The following is a 24,521-nucleotide window of genomic DNA, read 5'->3' on the forward strand; positions in this document are numbered from 1 at the left end:
CTTGGAAGGCGGGAATTGCAGTGGACGCTGCTGGCTTGAGAACATTTTGGAAATCGTATTTGACCGGTTTGCAATTGCATGTGGCCGTTGTGGAGTATACGAAGGTACCGCTCTCGTGGAATGACGACAATTACACGCCTGACGTGAATAAGCTTTATTATATTCAAGAGGGCGAGGGATACATAAAAATTGGGGATCGCATCTATTATCCGAAAGCTGGCGATCTATGTTTGCTGCCAGCGGATGTGACCCAATCCTATGGCACGATCAATACGAATACGTTCGGCAAATATTGGTGCCATTTTACGGCGAAGCTGGGCAATTTCAATCTTTTTCAAGTGCTTGAGCTGCCAGTCATACTGACGGTAACCGATCATCCGGCATTAAAAGATAAATTCGATCGTCTTAGGTATCATCATAAGAGCGAGGAGTGGACGGCTGACCTGCACGTGCAAGCGATCTTCCTCGAAATGATGGCGATGTTTCTGGAGCAGACCGATCGGGTTACGATTAACACGCCGACAACAAGCTCGTTTGAGAAGATGAACGTTGTGCTTTCCTATATCGAGGAGCATCTTTCCGAAAATATTTCGGTCGATACGCTGGCGCAGCTGGTTCATTTTCACCCCAATTATTTCATACGCATGTTCAAAAATACGACCGGGCTCTCGCCGATTCAATATGTGAACCGCAAGCGTATGGACAAGGCAAGGGAGCTGCTTAGCTTTACCTCTCTAAGCATCTCTGCCGTAGCTGAAGCGCTGGGGATGGATGCGACATACTTCTCGCGGCTCTTTAAGGAGTACACGGCGCTTTCGCCAAGCGAGTACAGAGAGCTTTTGCTCAAATAGAGCTTATCGGCCAGACCAATAAACAAAGAACCGCGGCAGAAATGCCATGGTTCTTTGTTTATTGCAGATCAAGGATAAAAGGCGTTCGCGCTCGTCGTAGTCGTACACCAGCGCGCGTTAAAGAGCGACTTGATTAGAATATCTTTTGCTTCCTCCGTGCCGATATAGCGGAGCGCTTCGAGCGCATGCGCCCGTACGTAGCGGTTCTCGTCATCGAGCGCTGCCTCCAAAGCGGGAACGGCAGCAGCAGCAGCGGGGCCAAGCTTTGCCAATGAAAGGCCAGCTGTAAAGCGAACCTGAGCATCCTCATCCGTTAGGCAAATGATTAAGCCTTCAACCGCTACAGCGCAGGTTGACTCGATCATCCCCAGTGCTTCAGCGACCGCGCTGCGTAATGCTGCGGAAGGGTGGGACAGCAAGCGAGCAAGCCTTGGAAGCGCAGAGTCCGCGAATTGACGCAGCTCGCCAAGCGCGAATGCAGCATGAATGATGGTTTCTTCGCGATCCTGATCCAGCGCGGCAATTAATCCGTCGACAGCGTCCGAGCCAGCCGCCGACAGTCCATAAGCAGATATGCGTGATATGTCCACACTCTCATGGTGGAGTCCAGCGAGCAAGGCAGCTACGCCTTTAGGGCCATACCTCGCCAGCTCATAAGCTGCGTTCAGCGCAGTTGGCTCGAACTTATTTTCTAAACCGCTTGTGAGCGCTGCAAGCCGTGCAGCATCCCCATCCCGAGAATTCGCTATGCTGCCGACGCTGCCCGACAGCCAGTTCCACGTTTCTTCCCATAACGTTTCATGGCTTGCAATGGGCAGCGCAAGATCGGAGGGCTCTTGCCACTCTGCTGCCTGATTGTTCCAAGAAGGCGCGGTTGGAGCTGCCGTGCGCATAAATTCGAACTTCAGCATATAGCGGGCGCTGCCTAACACATTTGGCGTTGAGCGATGCCAAATATCGTAATGAATGAGCGCGAAAGTGCCTGCTTCACCGTTAGCGTATGCTTCTCCTGCGGCCTCATCGGAGGCGAAGGTGCGCGATTCGTAGTTTTGCGTGCCGGGGAGAACGCTAGTGGGCCCAAGCTCAAGCGGCGTGTTTTGCGGAAAATACATAATCATCGCCCACCATGGGTGGTGGTTGCGCATCCGCGAGTAGCCCCAGTAGCTGTCCTTATGCCAGCCGCCGGCAACGGGCTGCGCGTTGTAATGGCCATGCCTATGGGCATGCAGCATATAGTTCGGCCCCAGCACGCTTGTTAATGCGCCCGTAATGACGGGGCTTTCGAATACCTGCTGAACTTCCCGGATTCGCGGCAGCAGGTTATTGCCAGGATTTCCTTCCTCGTTGTAAACCCTAGTAAGCTCCTCGGTCATCGCAAGGTGAAACGATTCAGGGAAGTCTGTTTTTAAGATCAGAAATCCTTCCGTAATAAACTTTCTCATTTGCTCATCCGTCAGCAACAGCGGTGATTGATTCATGTGATCGATATCCTCCTATGAAATGAATTTATACACCGATTATAGGAGATGCCGCGCAATTGCTACATACACGAAACTAAGTGAAGCTTGCATAAAACTAACTTCCTGCCTCAAGGCCGACAAAAAAAGCTTGAAATGAAACGCAGGTCAATTGGACATAAATGAGAGTGTATAGTCATGCAAGTGGAATATCGATATAATAGCCTTATTCAAGGTTTAGGAGGATACGGGTCATGGACTTGAACTACTATAATACCTTTATTACGGTGTCTTCAGACTGTCCGGTGGAGATCGGTACGGTGCCGCCTGACAAGAAGAGCGGGCGGACGAAGCCGAGCCTCGAATATGAGCTGGCAGCCAATCAGCCTTACAGATATACGCAGGAAGAGCTGTTGTACGAGGTGCATATTCGGCATAAGGGGCTTGCTGCAGAGGAGCCTGAAGCAAGAGGGGGCGAGCATTGGGATGAGTTTTTCTCGAAGCCGATGGCTTGCTTAAGGGCCTCTATGCTGCCGAAGAAATATGGCTGGGGCATCCATTTTAATGAAGCGGGCAAGCTGGCGCTCGTACCTAAGGAATCAGCTGAATACCATCAGTTTGCTGAAGGCGGACGCGACAATGTAAAGGTGCTGAAAGGGATGCGGAGCAGTAAAAAATAAAGCGGAACTGTAATTGCAGAATGATTGTTTACTGCTCCTATATGAAGTTCGATATCGTGACAAATAGAGTGCTTAAGCTGGCTGCATAAAGGGGTTACGTTGTACAAAGTGCAGCAGACATCTTCTTTCTGATGAGTGGCACTCGAGTAATTTCAACTTATAAGCATAGGGGACCACCTCACGCGTCAGTGAATCTCACTGTCACGTGATGTGGTCTTTTTTTTAGGCATGAATCACATTCGGTGCTGCAATTGCGCTTGCGATGAGGAAGCCAGCTAGCTGTGCAACAATTTGTGCAAACGTTGTCATTTGAGGTTGAAATGGTGCATAAACATGATGTAATGGGAAAAAAGTGAGAAAATAATTGACAGCGCTTTATTTTTAGGATTAATATGGAATTCAGCAAACGCTTTCATTTCTCGATTTTTGAAAATAAAGCTTCTGAATGAGGATTGAAGGTAAGATGCACATTTTTTATGCCTTTTATGCAAACGATTGCACAAAATCATGGCTGTTATTTTTGACTAGGCAGGAGGTGTCAATCAAGAAGCAAGCTGGCGTGGTGAGGCAACAAGTATTAGAGGCTTGAAAGCAACTTTAATGATAATTTGGGGAGGTTCATCCGAATGGGCTTTGCTTTAAAGCGAAAGAAAATGCTGTCCCTTATGCTAATTGCAGCGATGCTCTGGTCCATGGTCGGCGGTATACCGATCAATACGAGCGCTGCTGAGCCAGTACCAGTTTCAGTTCCGGTGGTGGTCGGACCCAATCTAGAACCTGTACCGGCGAACCATCTTCGCATTCACTATCAACGTGCCGATGGTCTTTATACGAATCTGGGGGTATGGGCGTGGGATCATGTTGCCGTGCCATCTACGAGCTGGCCGGTGGGTGCAACGGCTTTCCCGGATGATAAGCGGGACAGCTACGGCGCTTACGTCGACATCCCGCTTGCCGCAAATGCCAAAAAAGTGGGCTTCCTGATCGTCAATCGGTCCAATGAAGGGAAGGACGGCGGCGATAAAGCGGTAACTATAACGACTCCTGAAGTGAACGAGGTGTGGATACAGCAAGATTCCGATAAGGTTTCTTATTACGAGCCGGTAGAGCTTCCGGCCAATACGGTGCGTATTCACTACGTCAGAGCCGACAATAACCAAAGCGCATACGGATTGTGGCTATGGGATCAAGTAGCGTCGCCATCAACGAACTGGCCGGCGGGCGCATCCGCATTCACGGCAGAGAATGTCGATCGGTATGGGGGCTACGTAGATATTCCACTACAAGAGAACGCGCAAAAAATAAGCTTCCTAGTCGTGAACCGAACGTTGGGCGATGCCGATAAGGATGGCGGAGATCGCACCTTCAGCCTTCTTGATCGTTATAATCAGCTTTGGATCAGAGAAGCTGACAATCATGTGTACGTTTCTCCTTACTGGGAGCTGCCTACAGGGCTTGTATCCGCCGAAATACTGTCTGAGAGCAAGCTGCTTCTCGGGTTTACGATGACCGACGGTCTTGCTGCGGATGAATTGAAGCAAGCGATTACGATTAAGGATAAAGACGGCGCAGCTGTCGCGATTAATCAGGTGACTTTGCAGGCGGATAAGAAAAGCGTCCTCGTTTCAGCAGATATACAACTGGACAAATCTCCGCTTAGCATCACCTACCAAGGCAAAACGGTAACGGCTGCTGCAGGCTGGAGAATGCTTGACGAATTGTACAGCTACGAAGGAAATGACCTTGGTGCGAGCTATGACTCGGGCCATGTTATTTTGAAGCTGTGGGCGCCAAAAGCAAGCTCAGTCGTTGCCAACGTTTACGATAAAAGCGACTCCGCTCAGCTAGTCGGCAGCGTAGATTTGACGCAAGGCGACAAAGGCGTGTGGTCGGCTGCCATTGCGCCGGCTGATCTGGATGCCCAAGGCATAACCGATTTGAAAGGTTATTTCTATCAATATGAAGTAACGAATGACGGTGTAACAAAAAATGTCCTCGATCCGTACGCCAAATCGATGGCGCAGTTCAGAGTCAATACGAAAGGAGAAGCGGGGGAGGACGGCGATGCGGTCGGCAAGGCGGCAATTGTTGACCTCGTCGGGACTGACCCAGCGGCAGACTTTGATTTTGCCCAAATCGACGGCTATGAGAAGCGGGAGGATGCGATTATTTGGGAGGCGCATATTAGAGATTTTACGTCAGATCCTAGTATCGCAAATGACTTGCATGCAAGATGGGGCTCCTATAACGCATTCAAGGATAAGCTGGACTATATCAAATCGCTTGGCGTTACCCACATTCAGCTCCTTCCGGTCATGGCTTGGTACTATGGCGATGAGGCGAATATGGGCACCAGGGAAATGGGGTATTCGGCTATCAATAATGAGTACAACTGGGGTTATGATCCGCATAGCTACTTCTCGCCGGACGGCGCTTATTCCGAGAATGCAGCCGATCCCGAGCTTAGAGTCAAAGAATTAAAAGGTCTCATCGATGCGATTCATGATGCGGGCATGGGGGTCGTTCTCGATGTTGTGTATACCCACATGGCCAAAGCAAGCTTCCTTAACGATATCGTGCCTAACTACTACGCGTTCCAGGATGCGAACGGCAACAACATCGGCGGCTTCGGGAACAATCTGGCTACCTCTCACCTAATGGCGGAGAAACTAATGGTTGATTCCGTTAAGTATTGGTTCGATGAGTATAAAATCGACGGCATGCGCTGGGATATGATGGGCGATGCCACCTACGATGCGGTTCAACATGCTTATGATGCCGCAGCCAGCATTAACCCGAACGCCTTGTTCATCGGCGAGGGCTGGAAAACGTTCGGAGGAGCCGCATCCGATCCGTCATTAGCAGGCAAGGGGGCAGACCAAGCTTGGATGGACAAAACGGACAGCGTTGGCGTATTTTCTGATGAGATTCGCAACGAATTGAAATCAGGCTACGGCTCAGAGGGCGAGCCCAGATTTATAACGGGCGGTGCTAGAAGCATCGCAACGATTTTGGCTAATATCAAAGCGCAGCCGGGCAATACGCCTGCCGATGATCCAGGAGACATGGTGCAGTATATTGAAGCCCATGACAACCTGCCGCTCTATGACGTTATTGCGCAGTCCATCAAGAAGGACCCCGCGGTTGCGGCTAACGATCTGGAAATTCATAAGCGCGTGCGGCTGGGCAATCTGTTGATTTTGACGTCTCAAGGAACGGCGTTCCTGCACGCGGGGCAAGAATATGGCAGAACGAAGCAGTGGCTGGGAGAGGGCAAGCCGGAGCAAAAATATCATGAGCTTAAGGATGCACAGGATCAATCGTTTGGTTATTTTGTCCATGATTCCTATGATTCCTCTGACGCCATTAATAAGTTTGACTGGCAGAAGGCTGCGAGTGCCGAGCAATATCCGATCAACCATACGACCAAGGAATATACGGCAGGCTTGATCGAGCTTAGGAAGCATACGAATGCGTTCCGTCTGGGCGACAAGGCTTTAGTTGATTCCAACGTTACGCTTGTCGATGCCAAGGAGATGAAAGCAACCGATCTGGTTATCGGCTACAAGAACAAAGCAACGGACGGAACCGGCAATTATTACGTATTTATGAATGCGGACAGCTCGGCAAGAACGCTTACGCTTACGGAGGACTTAACCGCAGGCACGGTAGTTGTTGATAATGACGAGGCAGGAATCGAAGCCGTTTCCGACCCATCGGGCTTTGAGCTGACGGCGAGCACGATTAAGCTAGATCCTCTGACTGCGGTCATAATTAAAATGGATGCGGCAGCTGCTGTATTTACTGGCCTGGAGCTGGACAGCGCGAGCTATTCGCTGCAGGTCGGCACGAAGCACCAGACGGCGGTTTACGCGAAATACAGTGACGGCAGCAGAAAAAATGTAACGGGCCAAGCAGCGTATTCCTCTAATAAGCCAACGGTAGCTGCTGTAGCTTCAAGCGGTCAGGTAACCGCGATTGGTGCAGGAAATGCAGCGATCACGGTTACCTATAATGGCGCTTCCGCGAGCGCAACGGTTACGGTTACGACCGAATCGTTGAAGCGTTACGTGCAATTGAATTACATCCGGCCGGATAAAAACTATACGGACTGGAACTTGTGGATTTGGAACACTGGCGTAAAAAATGACCAAATCAACTTTGACAAAGTCGAAAACGGCATTGCATCCGTTATGCTCGAAATTGCTCAGGATGCAACAAGCGTAGGTTTTGTCCTTCGCAAAGGGACAGATTGGAACACCGCGAAGCAGGATATTCCGGATGACCGCGTCATTCCCATAGCGCCGGGCGCGGCATTCACGAAGGTGAACATTACGAGTATGGTGAGCCAGGTCGATATTTTGCCAAGCGTTAACGGACCTGTTCTGAAGGACGGCGGCATTAGCTTCCGATACCGGGATGATATCTTGTTCGCAAGTGGACATCTGGGCGATATAACAGACGTTAAAGTGAAGATAAACGACACAACGTATGATTTGGTGTATGATGCCGCGAAAGAGTGGTTTGCGTACACCCTTGCCAATGTAGAAGGCGGGATATACGAATATACCTTCCTTGTCACGAAGAAAGGTGAGGCAGAGGTTGAAATAACCGATCCCCATAACACGACAGATGGAAAATCGGTTATTGCGTATCGGAAGCCTGTCGTTACAATGACGTCATCCGTGCAGCCAGCCGCGATATCGTATAACGAAAATGCGGTTCTGACGATAAAGGCAAATGCTTCGGAAGAGGTAGCTTTTACAGAAGGCTATATGGATCTAACGGCGTTAGGCGGACCAGCAAAAGTTAATTTTGACACCAGCCTGCTTGCCCAAACGATTGCGGTAAAGGATACGGTAACAGCGGGCACAAAGGAAATACCGGTAACGCTCATTGATGAATTTGGCAATAAGCATACGCATACCGGTTCGGTAACGGTAAAAGCAAGAACGTCTGTGGGCAATCTCGACTTTGATTGGGATGAGGCACGTATTTATTTTGCGCTGACCGACCGCTTTGCAGATGGCGATGCGACAAATAATGCGGATGTGGATAAAGAGCATCTCGAAGCGTACCATGGCGGAGATTTCAGAGGGATGATCGACAAGCTGGGCTACTTGCAGGAGCTTGGCATCAATACGCTTTGGATTACCCCGATTGTCGACAATATTGATTTCAACAAAGGTGTCGACTTCAACAGCAAGCAATATGGCTATCACGGCTATTGGGCAAAAGATTTTACGAAGCTCGACGAGCATCTTGGCGACATGGATACGTTCAAGGAGCTTATCGACAAAGCCCATGACAAAGGCATCAAAATTATGGTCGATGTCGTGCTTAACCATACGGGCTATGGACTGAAGGCAGACGAGAATCGTCCTGGCATAACGCCGGAGGACAAAGCGCGCTTTGAGGGCATGCTGCGTACGAACGGCGTTCAAGCGAGCACGAACCCAATTGAGGGAGAACTCGATCATCTGCCAGATCTTAAGACAGAGGACCCCGCCGTGCGCGAGAAAATAATCGAATGGCAAGCCGGCTGGCTGGAGCGTGCCAAAACGGATCGCGGAGACATGATCGATTATTTCCGAGTAGACACGATTAAGCATGTGGAGAGCACGACATGGAAGGCGTTCAAAAATGCGCTGACCACTATCAATCCAGACTTCAAGCTGATCGGCGAATATTTTGGAGGCACGATTGACGGCGATGGCGGCATGCTTCGCAGCGGGCAAATGGATGGCTTGCTCGATTTCAGCTTTAATGACAGAGCAAAGGAATTTGCCAGCGGCAAAATTGAAGCAGTCGACGCTTATTTAGCTGATCGGGAAGCGAAGCTGGATAACGGCGCCACGATGGGGCAATTTCTAAGCAGCCATGACGAGAACGGATTCCTTTCTCATTTTGTCGATGGAGACAAAGGGAAGCTGAAAATCGCAGCGGCGCTTCAAATCACGGCAAAAGGGCAGCCTGTCATTTACTACGGCGAGGAGCTAGGCCGTTCGGGAGCAAATGCCATTGATATGGGTGCCGGGCTGTTCAGCGAAAATCGTACAGATATGCCGTGGGATCAACTGAACGCGGAGCAAGCGCTGCATGACCATTACGAGAAGCTGCTGAACATTCGGGCTAAGTTCTCGAAGGTCTACGCCAAGGGTGCGCGTACGACGCTTGCTGCCTCTGATTCGGCAGGGTACCTAGCTTTCAGCAAGCAATATAACGGCACAAATGTCGTAACGATCATTAATACCGCAGTGGAAAGCAAGTCCGTTACGCTAGCAGTTCCATTCGTGGCCGGTGCAGAGGTAAAAGACGAATATAGCGGCCAATTATACAAAGTAGCGGCAAATGGTCAATTGACCGTTGATGTGCCGGGCAGAAATGAAGGCGGAACGGTTATTTTGAGCGAGGTGTCAGTTGTGGTGCCGACACCGACACCGACTCCAACACCAACACCAACACCAACACCAACACCGGAGGAAACGCCGACACCAACGCCAACACCGGAGGAAACACCAACGGCGACACCATCGCCAACACCATCGCCAACGCCGGTGGAAACAACAGCACCAACCCCGGTTGCGACGCCAACTGTAACGTCGAGCACGCCGACAAACACGCCGCTGGCGGCTGACATTCAGGTCATTAACGATGACAGCTTGCGAGGCGGTAAGGACGGCAAAGCAACGGTACAACTTGCAGATGGGAAAAATACCGTTCTTCTGCCGCTAAATGCAGCCGCTGCGTTAGCAGGCAAAGCTTTGGAGCTGAAAGCTAGCGGCATTACGGTCATGGTACCTAACGATATACTAGCCTCGATGCAAGGTCTCGTACCGGCAGGCGAAGCGGGCAGCTCCCGTATCCAATTGGAAGCAAGAGCAGTGGCGACTGCTGAAGCTGACGCTTTGATTGACCGAATCGATGGCAATCAAGCAGATGTGAAAGCGGGCTCCTTGATTTATGAGTTCCACTTAAGCGTCCTTACCAAAGATGGCAAGAACGTAAGAGCTCCCAAGTTCGAGAAGCCAATCACACTCACGTTTAAGGTTAACGCAAGTGCAGATACAGACCTCGTCGGTGTTTATTATGTAAGTGACGATGGCAAGCTTGAATTTTTCGGAGGAGTGTTAAGCGGCGACACCATGACAGCGCAGGTAACCCATTTTAGCAAATACGCTGTTCTTGAGTACGATAAATCGTTCACAGACGTTCAAGCAAGCCACTGGGCATCGGCAGCGATTAAGTCACTGACTGCCAAGCATGTCGTAACGGGCATTAACGAGAAGCAGTTTGCGCCGCAAGCGAATGTAACCCGTGCAGAATTCGCGGCAATGCTCATTCGAGCACTTGGCTTAAAAGCGGAAGGCACAGCGAGCTTTGCAGATGTCGGGGCGGACAAATGGTATTCTGCGTATGTGGCGACAGCAAGCGAGCTTGGCATCGTGAATGGACGCAGCGGTCACGTTTTTGCTCCAAACGAAACGATCAGCCGTGAGGAAATGGCAGTTATGCTGATCCGAGCTTATATGCTGAAGAAAGGGGAAGCGTCGGCTTCGGCGGCGGCGGAATCAACATTCACTGATCGCAGCCAGATCAGCAAGTGGGCTACCGAATCCGTTGCTACCGCTAAAGAGCTAGGGCTAATACAAGGCAGAGCAAACGAAACCTTTGTACCGAAGGGGAAAATGACGCGTGCTGAAAGCGCGCAGGTAATCTACAACTTGCTAGGGAAATAACTATATGTAAGTAAATAGCAATCTATTGATTTTATATACAGAGCATTGTGGGGCGCTGCCTCCGGTGCTCTGTATTTCTTTTCTTCCCCGTTATAGCCAAGTTTTCGTTGTATTCTACATTCTGGTTATTAAGGATAACTCATTTTTGCGAAAAGAGTTACTTCGAGAAACATCGAGTTGTATGATATTGTGTCTGCTTTAATTGACAGAAGACCCGAATATGTATGGAAAAAGCCTCAAAACCCACGGTCAAAGCGGAGTTGGAGGCTTCTTATGGGAAAGGGCTATTCTTAAAATATGGTTATGCCTTTTTGTACATGGTTATAATGATTTTATCTTTTAGATATCTTTTAAATTTATAATTCATATAAGAATACTAGGAAAAAAGGGATTGACATAGCACCACATGCGATATAATATTCATGTAGTCGACCTGTCCATACATTACAGATAAGAATAGCGAGGGGTAATAACATGAAGAGAATAAGCACACTAACATTATTGATGGTACTTACCGTATTGCTGCTTGCAGCTTGCGGCGCCAAGAAAGATAATAACAATGAAGGCACTCAAGATCCAGCGGCAAGCCCAACTGAGGAGGCTTCCAATTTGCCTGGACAAGCGGCTTGGGATGCGATTAAAGCAAGCGGCAAGCTCCGCATCGGTACAGAGGGCACATACGCACCATTTACGTTTCATGATGAGTCAGGCAAGCTTACAGGCTTCGACGTTGAGATTGCAGAAGCGATTACGGAGCGACTTGGCTTAAAGGCTGAATTTATTGAGACTTCGTGGGATTCCATTATCGCTGGCCTTGATGCTGAGCGCTTTGATACTATTTTCAACCAAGTGGGCATTACGGATGAACGGAAAGAGAAATATGATTTCTCTGATGATTATATCGTTTCCAAAGCAGTTTTGATTGTTCCTGAAGATAATACGGACATTAAAACGTTCGCAGACCTTAAAGGCAAGAAAGCGGGACAATCGTTAACGAGCAACCTTGCTGAAATTGCCCGCGAGAATGGGGCAGAGATTGTGACGACGGATGGTTTCAACCAAGCGATCGATCTGCTTGCTTCGGGGCGTATCGATGCTACCGTAAATGATGGACTATCCTTCTTGGATTTAAAGAAACAAAAGCCTGACCTGCCGCTTAAAATTGTTGATGAAGCACCGGATGCAGCCAAGAACGCCGCTCTTTTCAGAAAAGGAAATGAAGCTTTGATTGAAGCGGTAAACGGCGCGCTTGCCGAGATCAAGAGCGATGGCACTTACCTTAAAATCTCCGAGAAATATTTTGGAGCTGACGTCTCTAAATAATGAATGCTGCCTTGCTGACTAACAGCCACAGGCGTAAAGGATGCTTATAATATGACTGATCGTCAAATAGAGATTCTTATAGATTCATTGCTGCCCCTGCTTAAAGCAGGGGTAGTTTTTACGATTCCGCTAGCATTAGTTTCCTTTATTTTAGGTCTTATATTAGCTGTTGCTACTGCACTTGCAAGACTGTCCACCATAAGAGTACTGCGGCTTGTCGCACGCTTCTATGTATGGATCATTCGCGGAACACCGCTGCTTGTCCAATTGTTTATTATCTTCTATGGTCTTCCTTATGTGGGAATTATATTAGATCCGTTTATTGCTTCTGTCATCGGCTTCACGCTCAGTGTAGGCGCCTACGGCTCCGAGATTGTACGTGCGGCGATTCAGTCGATCCAGAAAGGCCAATGGGAAGCCGCATATTCTTTAGGTATGACAAGGTGGCAGGCGCTTCGGCGGGTCATTTTACCGCAGGCTGCTCGCGTGTCGATTCCACCGCTTGGCAGCTCGTTCATAAGCCTGGTAAAGGATACGTCTCTTGCAGCTACCATTACTTATGTGGAGATGTTCCGTGTAGCGCAACAAATTAACGCAGCTAAGTACGAGCCTCTTCTGATTTATTGCGCGGCTGGGGCCATCTATCTGTTGTTCTGCTCTGTACTGTCATGGCTGCAGAATGTTACCGAGAAACGATTGGCACGGTATTCCGCAAGCTAAGGGAGAGAATATAGATGATTGAAATACGCAATTTGCATAAATCCTTCGGAACATTGGAAGTGCTGAAGGGAATTGATTTGACGTTGGAGAGGGGCAAAGTGCTCGCGATAATAGGACCCTCCGGTTCCGGCAAGACGACGCTGCTTCGCTGCTTCAATCTTCTAGAAGTGCCTGATCGAGGCATATTAACGGTCGGCAAGCAGAAGTTGGATTTTGAGACGGGGAAGAAAATTCGAGAGAATGAAGTAGTAGCCCTGCGTAAGCAAACGGGTATGGTGTTCCAGTCGTTTAACCTTTTTCCACACAAAACAGCTATTGAGAATATTATGGAAGCGCAAGTGACGGTGCAGAAGAAGAGCAAGTCAGACTCTCGGCAACGCGCCGCAGAGCTGCTGGCTAAGGTCGGCTTGGCCGACAAGGCTGAATTTTATCCGCATCAATTGTCAGGCGGACAACAACAGCGGATTGCCATAGCCAGAGCCATGGCTGTTGATCCGGAGGTGCTGTTGTTCGATGAGCCGACATCAGCGCTGGATCCTGAATTGGTTGGCGAGGTGCTCAAGGTTATTAAGCAGCTTGCTGCGGACGGAATGACGATGATCATCGTCACCCACGAGATGAAGTTCGCAGCTGATGTGGCCGATCGTGTCATTCTCATGGATGGCGGAGTTATTATTGAAGAAGGGCCGCCGGAGAACGTTTTAGAAAATCCTCAGAGCGCACGTGCCATTCAATTTTTGAATCGATTGGCCAGCTATGAAATTTAGTTGAAAAACATACGAAGAGGGGATGCTGCCCAGGCTGGCAGCATCCCCTTTATATTTATATCTTGAACCTGCCGATCAAAGCATGCCATTCTTGCGCCATCATGCTGAGCGATTCAGCGGACGACGTTACTTCTTCCATCGAGGCCAGCTGTTCTTCGGAGGCAGATGCTACGTTTTGCGGAGAGCAAGTGAAGAAGCCTCCAACTCCACGATGTACGTGGAGCTGGAGGCTTCTTATCATCCGCATTTCAATGCGGGGTGAGCCATATTCTTTGGGACTGTCTCATACGCTACTCTTCTTTGCCATGGCGGATGAAAAGCCACACGCCGAACAAAATTAATGCGCCGGCCGCTAGCTGATAGCCTGTTAACGCTTCTTTCAAAAGCGCCCACGCGAGAAGGGAAGCAATAACAGGCTCGCCAAGCACGGACATTGAAACTGCGGCAGCGCTCATATGCTTGAGCAGCCAGTTGAACAGATAGTGGCCAAATAGCGTCGGAACGATCGCCAGCAGCAGGAATATGCCCCATTCCTTCGGGCTGTAGCCAGTAAAGGAGTTGCCCCGTACGATATTGTAGAAGGCGAGTGCCGTTGCTGCCAGCGCGAATACCCAAAAGTTATAGGCAAATGCACTCATATCCTTCCGCAGTTGCTTGCCGATCAGCATATGAACGGCTACTGCCGCCGCGCCGAGCAAGGACAGAACATCGCCGAGCAACGCTTCTCTCGAGAGGGAAAGGTCGCCTGATCCGATGACGACGGAACCGATGAGCGCGATGCCCATGCCCCACAGCATCATGCGATTTGCCTTCGTGCGGAACAGCCAATAAGAGCCAAGCATGACCATGACCGGCTCCAGCGTCAAAATCACCGTAGAGCTAGCGACCGTCGTTAGCCGCAGCGACGCCATCCAAAGCAAAAAATGCAGCGCCAGCATAATGCCCGAGGCTGCTAACAGCCGCCACTGCCTTGCACTAAGATGAAATAATTCCGACCGATATTTCCAGACGAGCGGGAGCATAATAAGATTGGTTAAATATAGTCTGTACATGGCGATAACGGCTACGTCGGCATCAGACCAACGAACGAATATGGAAGAGAACGAGATGGCGATAATACCGACGATGTAAAGCAACTCATAAGTAGCAAATGATTTGGTGCCGCGATTCATAGTTGTAGATTCTCCCATACTTAAAAACCCCCTAACGTCCCATTCACAGCAGCATGCTGCTGTTGGTGTTGACGGGCAGGGGCTTATTTAATATTATTTGATCGCTTTAACGCATGGGAGAAGCTATCCAGCTTGTCCTGCTGAAGGCTTCGCTGCCTTCTCCAGCTCAGCGTCGAAATACTGCTGAAGCTCCGCTACTTTCCTTACATCCTCGAAGGAGGCTTTTCCGGCAAGATAACGTTCAGCGAAAACTTCCCATTGCGGCACGATTTTTTGCGCGTTCATCGATCGAATCGCATTTTTGACCATTCTGCGTTCCTTCGCGTTCGTGTACATATCCTTGAATTGCTGCTTGAGATCGAAATCCAGCTCGCCAAAAATTTTACGGAACACCTCAGCTGTCATACGTGCGTCGTCCAGTGCCCGGTGCGCCGAGCCTTCCGCTGTTATTTCGAGATCGATGAGAGCGGCTTCGACGCTGACATCATTCGTAACGTTCTTATAGCGAATATAGCCCTTGAGCAGGTCGAAATATTCGGCGGCCATCCAGAAGCCGTCATCGAGCTTATGCATCCGCGTATCGAACACAATTCGCTTTAAATCCTCGCCGCCCCATGTGAACAGCAGGAAGCTGTCGCTTTTTTTCAGCCAAGCAGTGAAATCGCCGATCACCTTCGGAAAACGGCTTGCGATATCGATGTCTTCCTGCGGAATTCCGGTTTTCTTCTTAATAAAGCTATTCAGCTTGGAAAAATAAATCGGTCTTATTAAAGCAGAAAATTCATCCGTCTGCTCAAGCGAGCTATTTAAACGAACCGCACCGATCTCAATCACTTCCATGGGCAATTCGCTTGCAAACTTGCGTCCATTAAATTCAATATCGAGTATAATATAGTCCAAAATCTTAACCTCCGATAGATAGCCTGTGTTCTCCATTCTATCAGAAAAAGTTATCCAGATGGGAACTACAATATGGTAGAACGCTTTTGCGCGTTTATTTTCTTAATTTTATGACATAAAAGATGACCGTTGCTAGCAAAATAACGAATGAGATAGGAATGCGCCGCCAAATGCCAATCCCAGAGGTGATTCCCAAAGCTTCTACATTTATAGGATTTAGTTCCCATAAAAAAGCCTTCAGCAACAGCCCGTAAGGCAAATGCTGAAGGCATGTTTCTGATCTAAGAGCGCTTTGTACGGCGGGAATTCAGCCAAAGCGGAATGCGGAACACTAAATTGATCAGTAACACGACAAACACGAGCACCGCTGCTGCTTTTTGGGCAATTTCCTGCGCATCGCCGACGATGGCTTCCGATTGCACATACCAGAGGTGAACGGCGAGCGTAGCGCCTGGCGAGAAGAGGCTGAAATCCCACATTTCGCCGGATGTCGTTACGCCTGCGGTCAGAATGATAACGGCACTTTCGCCAAATGCGCGGCCAGCAACAAGGCAGATGCCCGTTATGATGCCGTTAAGTGCGGCTGGGATAAGCGCGCGGGTTATCGTTTGGAGATGGGTGCCGCCGAGCGCGAACGATGCGCTCTTCAGCTCCTTCGGCACCGAACGGATCGATTCCTCGGTTACGCGGGTTAAAACAGGCAGATTAAGAAAGGCAAGGCTGACAGCACCGCCGAGAATGGTCAAGCCGATCTCGAAATATTCAACGAACAAGGCGATACCGAACAAGCCGAATATGATGGAAGGAACCGAAGCGAGGCCTTCTACGCAAATGCGCACGAAGCCGATCAGCTTGTTGTCAGGCGCGAATTCCGCCAAATAGATGCCTGCCGCCATTCCGAGCGGAATCGAAATAAGCAAAGAAATGAACAGGATATAGAAGGAATTCAGCAAGGTAGGGCCTATGCCGCCGCCCTCGTCAATTTCGCTTGGCAAGCCAAAGAGGAAGTCCCAAGTTAGCTTCGGGAGCCCATCTTGCAAAATAAGATAGAGAAGCCCGAATATAAACGCGATGATTAGTAGGCCAAGTGACCATACGATGCCTGTGAATAAACGGTCTTTTAACCGATTAAGTCCTTTTTTGCCGCTAAAGGGATTCGTTAAAGGGTTCATGTCTATGGCTTGCTTCATGCTTGCGTCCCCTTTCTTTGAAGCCAACGAATGGCAACGATCATAAGCAATGAAATAACGAGGAGCAAGAAGCCCATTAAATAAAGAGCGTAGTTCCAAGTCGAGTCAAACGGTACATTCGAAATTTGCATAACGATGTTGCTCGTTAGGACGGAGGTCGGTTTGAGCAGGCTGTCGGCCAGCTGCGGCGTATTGCCGATAACCATTACGACCGCCATCGTCTCGCCGACTGCGCGGGCCATGCCGAGAATGACTGCATACATAATACCGCTTTTGGCAGAAGGAATCAGAACTCTCCATACCGTTTGGAACCGAGTAGCGCCAAGCGCATAGGAAGCGTCGCTGAACTTGGCAGGGACCGCGCTAATCGCGTCATCGCTAATACGGCTTACGGTAGGCAAAACCATAATTGTAAGCACTAGCGCTGCTGCGAGCAGTCCGTCGCCCATGCCGCTGCCGGTCACCGTCCGAATTAAAGGAATTAGCACGGTCAAGCCCAGGTAGCCGTATACGACAGAAGGGATGCCGACGAGCAAGTCTAGGACCGGACGCAGCATGTTTTTCAGCCAAGGCGGTACGAATACGGACAAAAACACAGCGATGATTAGCGAGATCGGCACACAGATGAGGAGCGTCAGCGCAGTTAAAGCAAAGGTGCCGAAGATGAAGATAAGCGCGCCATATTGCTCGTTCTCTGGATTCCATTCTGTGGAGAAGAAGAAGTCTGCAAACGATATTTGACCGAAAGTCAGCACGCCGGTTCGGAACATAAGCAGCAGTATCAAAAAGAGAATAAGACATACAAAGCTTGCAGCAGCGATGCAAAGGTAACGAAAGAGACGGTTCGTAAAAAACAGGCGGGATCTGCGGTCAAATGGCTTACTGCTGCCAGCTAAAATCGCCTTGCCAAGCTCTGCTTTGATACGCGGCTGCGTGCCGGCATGAGTGGATTCCAACATAATAATAGGCTCCTCCAAGCGAAATCGGCGGTCGCCGGCCTATGGGCAGCTTCGCTCGTTTCGCGGTTAAATATTAACGGGACTAAAAAGTAATTACTATTGAAGGAAAGAACGGCCGGCTTAGGCGCTTATTTGCGCAAGCCGGCCGCTCCTTTATTCCAATCTATTTAATTGCCGAGATCGGAATGAATTTAAGCTTCTTCAGCGAACCGTTTTGGAACTTCGTGCTTTGTACGTATTTGATGAATTCTTTAGTCGCGCCAGTTGGCTCGCCTTTAGTCATGTAGTAGCCATAGCCCCAAACCTTGTACTTGCCGTTAATAACGTTAGCTTCAGTTGGTTCAACATCGTTGATAGTTACGGCTGTCATTTTGTCTGTTACGTAAGCAAGGTCCATATATCCAATCGCATTTGGTGTCGTTTCGATCGTGGACTTCATGTCGCCGCTAGTTTTTACTTCTTTGTAGTTGTCGCCTTTAGTCATGAAATCAGTACCGTCTAGCGCTTTATCTTGGAAGTTAACGCGAGTTCCGGATCCGAAAGTACGGTTTACGACGATGATTTGAGCGTCCTTGCCGCCAACTTCTTTCCAGTTTTTGATTTTGCCGGAGAAGATGCCTTGCAGATCTTTTGTCGTTAGTTTTGTTGCTGTTACGTTTTTGTTTACTACTGCTGCAAAAGGAATAACTGCAACTTTATGAGCGACTTGGCCTTCGAATTTTTTGAAGCCAGGCACATCCTTCGAAGCGTCCCAGTCTACAGCGCCGATGTTGGCAATGCCTTTGCGTACAGCTTGCGGTCCTGTGATCGAGCCGGCAGCGGATGCGGAAATTTTAACTTTTGGATTAAGCTTCTTGAATTCATTAGCCGCTTGAAGCGTCAATGGAAGAAGAGCGGAAGAACCGTTAATGACGATTTTACCGCTTAGTTTGCTTGCTGCTGTAGCAGTAGGGGTGGATGCTGGAACTGAGCTGAAGCCAACTACGGCGATAAGCGCCGCGATTGTTAATTGTTTAAACCATTTCATTAGGAATAACCTCCATTAATTAGTTTGTGATGTTTTTCCAATTGCCTTGTGCTGATACAGCGAGTTGACCATCAATAAGAGCTGCGATATCGGAGCTGCCCGAAACGATCAATTCCGATGCGCTGTCTGAAACGGACTGTACGAGTTTGCTAGTGCCAGTTGCGTTGTCGATCTCGTAAATCGCATTTGTGCTGATACCGTCAGCCGTAAGCAGATACAGCTTGCTTCCGCCTTGAACCAGTTCATATACGTCTTTGTCAGCGAACGAAGGCGTGCTTGCATGGCCTGTATTATCGATCGTAACCAGCTGACCAACGCTTGCTTCGTCTGCACTTACGCTTACGTAGCTAACTTTGGAGCCGTCTGCCGATAGCTCAAGGAATACTTTATCAGCCGTATCTTTGGTCAACTGAACAGCTTTATTGTTAGCAGTTGCCGTGTTATAGAAGTAGATCTGCGGCTCTGTGCCTGTTGCATCGATTGCTACATCATCAAGCTCAACATCCTTGCTGCTGTCAGCAGTAACTTTCGGTTGTTTAAAGACGTAATATGCAAATTGCTTGCCATCTGCGGATACGGTCAAGTTCGCTTTGTAATCAACTTTATCTTCAAGCACTTTGGATACTTTGCCGTCAGCTACAGTAAGCTTCGCGATAACAGAGCTTTTGTCGCCTTGAAGGAAGAAGAGGGACATGCCGTCGCTTGACCAAGTCAGCTCATTTTTGATCGAGCTGTCCGTGCTTACTTGATTCGCTTGTTTCGAGACCAGATCGATGGTGAATACAGCACCGCTTGGATCGGAGTAAGCTGCGCTTTTGCCATCAGGAGAAAGGACAAGCGCAGAAGCGCCTTCGGATTTGAGCAATAGCTCATATTTGCCAGTAGCTGCATCAACTAGGTAATCCTCGCGGCCTTCGCCTGTGGAATTCGATACGATAAGCTGGGAGGAGCTAACCCATACCGCTTGCTCTGCTCCTGCAAGAAGGTTAACCGTGCTGATCATGTTGTCTTCGTAGGTGCCGCCAAGCGCTTGAACGAATGCAGCAGGTTCGATAAAGGTAGAGTAAGCTACTTCTTTAGCTGGATGCTGAAGAGGAGTTGCTGCACCGTTAACCGTGATCGTTTTGGAAGCAGCTTTCAGCTTCAGCGTGGTTTCGCCAAGCTTCACAACAACCGTATGGTCGCTGTTAATGTGCAGCGTAGCACCAACCGCATTGACGATGTCGCGAACCGAAGCCAGTGTAACGCCGCCGTCTACAACCGTGCGAATGGAAACCGGATTTGCATTAACCATAAAGTTCGATTGGCTGATTTGTGCTGCTTGGATGCTTGCCGCCGTTTGTGCGAAAATCGGAGTAACTGCTGTTGCGCTAATTGCTGCTGCGATCATCGAAACTACCATTGCTTTTTTCATTTGCATGGAATAGGGTCACCTTTCTCAAATGGGGTTTTTTATTGTAAACCGAATTTCCGACGGCCTTGGTCGGTATGTATAATTGGCTTGATCCCTCCCAGGCGGCGTTAGTTCGTTACATTCCATATGTTGGGTTTCTAGTTCTACCTGATCATATCAGCGATTTATCATCCCATTATTTAGAAATTGTATGGAATTTGTAAATGATAGTAGGAATAGAGTACTAGAGTGGGACTTGTTTCTATGAAAGTAGATATTTCCCCCTTAATAAGAAAAAAGTGCACCATTGCCTCATTTGCACGAGGTTTATAATGGGAGGGACTGCAAATCTATTTGCCAATTGGAGGATTAATCGATGAACATATCAATCGGAGGCTATTCATTCAATAACACGTATTTGGAGGGGAAGATGGATGTATTCGGTTATTTGGAAACAGTCAAATACCGCTATCGCATGGATGTCGTCGATTTGTGGAATGGTTTTTTTATAGACAGGGGCAGCAAGCCAGTAATGAAGCTGGCCGATGAAAATTATATTCGGAAAATTCGCGAGGCGCTTGATGAGAAGGAAATGCGCGTTGTTAATTTTGCAATAGACGGAGCCCATTTATGGGACCCGGATGAAGAAATGCGCCAGCATCTATACGATAATGCGCTGCTGCATTTGCGGGCGTCTGTGATTTTAGGGGCAGAGACGGTTCGGATTGATACGGGCGGAAGTTATCAAGACTGGGAGGAAATGGGCGAGGCTCAGTTTGAATATACAGTAAAGCGTTACCAGCAATTTGCCGCTTATGCGGCAGACCACGGCTTTCTAATCGGACCAGAGAATCATATGGGTGCATCGCTTGATCCAAATGAACTGAAGCGGCTTGCAGAAGCAGTCGACCATCCATCCTTCGGCTTTCTCGTTCATTTAGGTCGTTGGAAGGAGAATCAAGCGGAAGGGGATAGGATCGTTTCGCCTTGGGCCTACCATACTCATTTCGATGAAAAGACGGTCGATGGCAGCCATGCCATTGAGACGATTCATATGCTGCAGGAATCAGGCTATAAGGGCTATTGGGGAGTCGAATATAACGCGCCGGGCAACCAGTATGTAGAGACGGAGCTGCTTATTTCCAAAGTGAAAAAGCTGCTAGTAGATGCAGGCCAACAACTCGGCAAAGGGGCTCAGCAAGATGAATAATATTCGAATTGGCATTATCGGAGTCGGACAGATCGGCAAGATGCATATCGAAAAGTACAAAAACATACCTGGCGCTGAGCTTGTGGCCGTGTGTGATGTGAATGAACTGGAGGCTAGGCGGGTTGCGGAGCAAAGCGGCATTCCACATGTCTATTCGGACTTTAGGGAGCTGCTGAAGCGAGAGGATTTGGACGCGGTTGACGTATGCTTGCACAACAATTTTCATGCGCCGGTCACGATAGCTGCGCTACAGGCAGGATTGCATGTTTATTGCGAGAAGCCTATAGCGGGAACCTATTTCGATGGGAAAGCGATGCTTGAAGCAGCCAAAACTTATGGAAAGCAATTGCACGTACAGCTCTTTACGTTATATGGTAAAGATACAAAGGCGGCGAAAACGTTAATTGACGGAGGCATGCTTGGAAAGCTCTACCATGCGCGCTCAACAGGCTTCCGCAGAAGGAATCGCCCGTTCGTCGACGGCTATGGCACGCCTTATTTTACTCGCAAGGAGACGGCGGCCGGAGGCGCTTTGCTCGATATGGGCGTGTATCATATTGCACAGCTGCTCTATTTGTTAGGAAATCCGCAGGTCGAGAGAATCTCAGGCAAGCTGTATCAGGAAATGGATATGCTGCAGGAGAGAAGGGGGCAGAGCGGATTCGACGTCGAGGAGCTGGCTGCGGGCTTTATTCGGTTTGCAGGCGGCTTGACGCTTGATATCGTTGAAGCGTGGGCCGTGCATATGGGCGGCTTTGAGGGCAGCAGCATCGCCGGCTCCAAGGGAGGCGTACGCTTGCCGAATGAGCAGACAGGAGCCGGCGCGCAGCCGTTTAGCTTTCATAGCACCGTATGCGATATGGATATGGACAGCACGCTGGATTTGGATATGATGGATTTGCGCAGGCACCGGCTGTACGAGAATGAGGATGCTTATAACTCCTCGCAGCATCACTGGGTAGCGGCGCTTCAAGGCAGAGTGCCGCTCCTGCCAACAGCGGAAGTTGCGCTGAATACTATGCTAATTAGCGAAGGCATCTACATGTCGGAGGAGCTAGGACGGGAAGTCAGCGCGGAGGAAGTGATAACGCGCTCGCGAACGTCCGCCGCTCAGCTATAACAATAGTAGCGGATAGCTAGCCGTCTGACAGCGGGATGAAGGACAAGGATATGAACCAGAAGCGATCGTTCCATTTCATTAAGGCGTTTAATTTCTTTGTATACGGCGCGATTGCCGTCTACAGCACTTTCTTTGCGATTTATTTGCAATCGATCGGAATGTCTACGATGGAGATCGGTACATTAATGGCTGGCGGGCCGGTTGTCTCTATTATCGCGAATCCGTTGTGGGGCTTTTTGAGCGATCGGCTTCGCAACATTAGACGTTCTCTGATCATTATGCTCATGGGCAGCATGCTCATCATGCAGCTCGTATTTTTGTTTGAATCCTATACGATTATTTATACGAGCATGCTGTTCTTTTTCTTTTTTCAGATGCCGCTATTCTCGCAAACCAACAGCTTGATTTTAAACAGCATTGAGGGAACCGGGCTAAATTTCGGCGCTTTCCGCTTATTCGGCTCGCTAGGCTGGGCGCTGATGGCGGTCTCGGCTGGACCAGTTATCGGACAAATCGGCATCGAGCGCCTGTGGATCATTTATACGGTAATGATGCTTATCTCGCTTGGGTTTGCCTTCACGCTGCCTAAGGGTGAGGTAAAAGGAGCTGCGCCTGCGGGCAAGGTCAATTATCGCTCCATGTTCGTTAATCGAACCTTCCTATTGTTCCTAATCATCGGGCTTGTCATCTCCATCCCAAATTCGATGAATACGACTTTCATTTCGCTTTATATTAAAGAAATGGGAGGAGAAGCCTCATTGATCGGCTGGTCTGCTTTTTGGTCATCGATCTTTGAAATTCCGATATTTTTGCTGCTTGATCGTTATTTGAAAAAAAATGCGAAAACGATGGTGCTGTGCCTGATCGTCATCAGTACCCTGTTCGCGCTGCGTTGGTTTCTTATGTCGCATGCGGACAGCGCCGAACAAATTATTTATATTCAAGTGCTCCACTGCTTAACGTTCGGCGGCTATTATTATATCGGCACGCAGCTTACCGTGCTGCTGGTGCCGGCTGAATTCAGAGCCTCGGGCCAAGCCGTCTATGCGCTGACATGGGGAGGTTTATCTGGCATCGCAGCAGGCCTTGTCGGAGGCTGGGTGTTCGAGCAATCCGGCCCTCAAACGATGTACCAACTAGGCTGCGTACTGGCAGCGGTCGGAATTGTCGGCTTCACACTGCTGTATGTAAAGCTGCGAAGATCGGTCAAGACGAATAAGGATATGAGCCTTAGTGCATGAAGCATGCAACCTTTTTCAACATAGGGTCGTTCATGTAAGTGAACAGACAAACACCAACCAAACAGAAGAGGTGAACGACCATGAAAAAACGTTGGAGCACTGCCATTGCGGCGGTCGCTGTCTTGCTTTCTGCATCAATTTCAACACAGGCCTTCGCGGCTGGACCTTTTAGCGATATCGCGAATATTGGCAGCAAAGCAAAGATTGAAGCTCTGCAGCAGCAGGGCATTGTAAAAGGGGTGAGCGATACGGCATTTCATCCAGAGGACAATCTGACTGCTGCGCAGGGCATTTCATTAATCGTGAGAGCGACGCAAATCAGCCTCGCGGCCATTAGCTTTCCAAGCGCGCCAACTGCTGACGGGTTCTATACAAAAATAAAAAATGACGCTTGGTATACCGAGGATTTCGTCATTGCTCACTATAATGGTCTGGATATCCCGGCGGATATTGATCCGCAGGCACCGCTTACTAAGGAGCAGTTCACGCATTATCTCGTGCAAGCCATCGAGCTAACGGGCCAATATCCGACAGTCAAAATGTTCATTCCGATTCAAGACGAGCAGGAGATCACGATTGCTTACCAAGGTACGATCCAGCGTGCGCTTCTGTACAAGATCGTTTCTTTGGATGAAGAAGGAAACTTTGATCCATCGCATACGCTGACGCGTGCTGAAGCGGCAGCAACCTTGTACGATGCGGTAAGCTTTATTGAAGCGCATAAGGATAATGTTGCTCAAGAGCCGGAAACAAACGGTTAATGTTTCAATGG

Annotated in this window: 18 protein-coding genes; 11 read left to right on the forward strand and 7 right to left on the reverse strand. The window is 49.1% G+C overall.

The window, feature by feature from the left end; all coding sequences use genetic code 11:
• The first annotated feature begins 35 nt into the window (after positions 1-35).
• Positions 36-851: an AraC family transcriptional regulator gene (locus HI950_RS16075; protein ID WP_169085846.1), complete on the forward strand. Its 816-nt coding sequence runs from the start codon at positions 36-38 to the stop codon at positions 849-851.
• Between the two features lie 68 nt (positions 852-919).
• Here the strand turns inward: HI950_RS16075 and HI950_RS16080 are convergent, their stop codons facing one another.
• A complete protein-coding gene (locus HI950_RS16080) occupies positions 920-2,329 on the reverse strand; it encodes a HEAT repeat domain-containing protein (RefSeq protein ID WP_169085848.1) in 1,410 nt (469 codons plus the stop codon).
• A gap of 233 nt (positions 2,330-2,562) precedes the next feature.
• Between HI950_RS16080 and HI950_RS16085 the strand changes: the two genes are divergently transcribed.
• The 6 genes from HI950_RS16085 (at position 2,563) to HI950_RS37025 (ending at position 13,799) form a co-directional block, all read left to right on the forward strand.
• The gene (locus tag HI950_RS16085) at positions 2,563-2,988 is read left to right on the forward strand and encodes a DUF6157 family protein (RefSeq protein WP_169085850.1); all 426 of its coding nucleotides are present in this window, start codon (positions 2,563-2,565) and stop codon (positions 2,986-2,988) included.
• A 626-nt stretch (positions 2,989-3,614) separates the two neighbouring features.
• Positions 3,615-10,727 carry a pullulanase gene (locus HI950_RS16090; protein WP_169085852.1) on the forward strand — a complete coding sequence of 2,371 codons (7,113 nt, stop codon included), beginning with the start codon at positions 3,615-3,617 and terminating at the stop codon, positions 10,725-10,727.
• Between the two features lie 474 nt (positions 10,728-11,201).
• On the forward strand, positions 11,202-12,050 hold the full coding sequence (locus HI950_RS16095) for an amino acid ABC transporter substrate-binding protein (RefSeq protein WP_169085854.1): 849 nt from the start codon (positions 11,202-11,204) through the stop codon (positions 12,048-12,050).
• Between the two features lie 51 nt (positions 12,051-12,101).
• Positions 12,102-12,770 carry an amino acid ABC transporter permease gene (locus tag HI950_RS16100; protein WP_169085856.1) on the forward strand — a complete coding sequence of 223 codons (669 nt, stop codon included), beginning with the start codon at positions 12,102-12,104 and terminating at the stop codon, positions 12,768-12,770.
• 14 nt (positions 12,771-12,784) lie between these two features.
• Entirely contained in the window at positions 12,785-13,537 is a 753-nt protein-coding gene (locus HI950_RS16105; protein WP_169085858.1) for an amino acid ABC transporter ATP-binding protein, read from the forward strand.
• A 22-nt stretch (positions 13,538-13,559) separates the two neighbouring features.
• Entirely contained in the window at positions 13,560-13,799 is a 240-nt protein-coding gene (locus tag HI950_RS37025; protein ID WP_169085860.1) for a hypothetical protein, read from the forward strand.
• Positions 13,800-13,827: 28 nt separating this feature from the next.
• Here HI950_RS37025 and HI950_RS16115 read toward each other — a convergent pair whose 3' ends face one another.
• From HI950_RS16115 to HI950_RS16140, 6 genes are all read right to left on the reverse strand, one after another.
• Positions 13,828-14,709, reverse strand: a complete 882-nt coding sequence (locus HI950_RS16115; RefSeq protein WP_169086110.1) for a DMT family transporter — start codon at positions 14,707-14,709, stop codon at positions 13,828-13,830.
• 123 nt (positions 14,710-14,832) lie between these two features.
• Positions 14,833-15,609, reverse strand: a complete 777-nt coding sequence (locus HI950_RS16120; protein ID WP_169085862.1) for a 3'-5' exonuclease — start codon at positions 15,607-15,609, stop codon at positions 14,833-14,835.
• A gap of 281 nt (positions 15,610-15,890) precedes the next feature.
• Positions 15,891-16,781 carry a phosphate ABC transporter permease PstA gene (pstA, locus tag HI950_RS16125; protein WP_169086112.1) on the reverse strand — a complete coding sequence of 297 codons (891 nt, stop codon included), beginning with the start codon at positions 16,779-16,781 and terminating at the stop codon, positions 15,891-15,893.
• A 14-nt stretch (positions 16,782-16,795) separates the two neighbouring features.
• Complete coding sequence (pstC, locus tag HI950_RS16130) at positions 16,796-17,758, reverse strand: phosphate ABC transporter permease subunit PstC (RefSeq protein ID WP_169085863.1); 963 nt, start codon at positions 17,756-17,758, stop codon at positions 16,796-16,798.
• A gap of 163 nt (positions 17,759-17,921) precedes the next feature.
• Positions 17,922-18,785: a phosphate ABC transporter substrate-binding protein gene (locus HI950_RS16135; protein ID WP_169085876.1), complete on the reverse strand. Its 864-nt coding sequence runs from the start codon at positions 18,783-18,785 to the stop codon at positions 17,922-17,924.
• A 19-nt stretch (positions 18,786-18,804) separates the two neighbouring features.
• Positions 18,805-20,205 carry a stalk domain-containing protein gene (locus HI950_RS16140; RefSeq protein WP_169085890.1) on the reverse strand — a complete coding sequence of 467 codons (1,401 nt, stop codon included), beginning with the start codon at positions 20,203-20,205 and terminating at the stop codon, positions 18,805-18,807.
• 349 nt (positions 20,206-20,554) lie between these two features.
• On the opposite strand from HI950_RS16140, the gene HI950_RS16145 reads away from it, so the two are divergent.
• From HI950_RS16145 to HI950_RS16160, 4 genes are all read left to right on the forward strand, one after another.
• Positions 20,555-21,388: a sugar phosphate isomerase/epimerase family protein gene (locus HI950_RS16145; RefSeq protein ID WP_169085892.1), complete on the forward strand. Its 834-nt coding sequence runs from the start codon at positions 20,555-20,557 to the stop codon at positions 21,386-21,388.
• Positions 21,381-22,508, forward strand: coding sequence for a Gfo/Idh/MocA family protein (locus HI950_RS16150; RefSeq protein ID WP_169085894.1), 1,128 nt, complete (start codon positions 21,381-21,383; stop codon positions 22,506-22,508). The genes HI950_RS16145 and HI950_RS16150 overlap by 8 nt, the downstream gene beginning before the upstream one ends.
• A gap of 50 nt (positions 22,509-22,558) precedes the next feature.
• Positions 22,559-23,749, forward strand: coding sequence for an MFS transporter (locus HI950_RS16155; protein ID WP_223285315.1), 1,191 nt, complete (start codon positions 22,559-22,561; stop codon positions 23,747-23,749).
• Positions 23,750-23,829: 80 nt separating this feature from the next.
• Positions 23,830-24,510: an S-layer homology domain-containing protein gene (locus tag HI950_RS16160; protein WP_169085898.1), complete on the forward strand. Its 681-nt coding sequence runs from the start codon at positions 23,830-23,832 to the stop codon at positions 24,508-24,510.
• Positions 24,511-24,521 lie beyond the last annotated feature (11 nt).

It is taken from the genome of Paenibacillus sp. PL91, from assembly GCF_012935325.2.
Lineage (GTDB): Bacteria > Bacillota > Bacilli > Paenibacillales > Paenibacillaceae > Pristimantibacillus.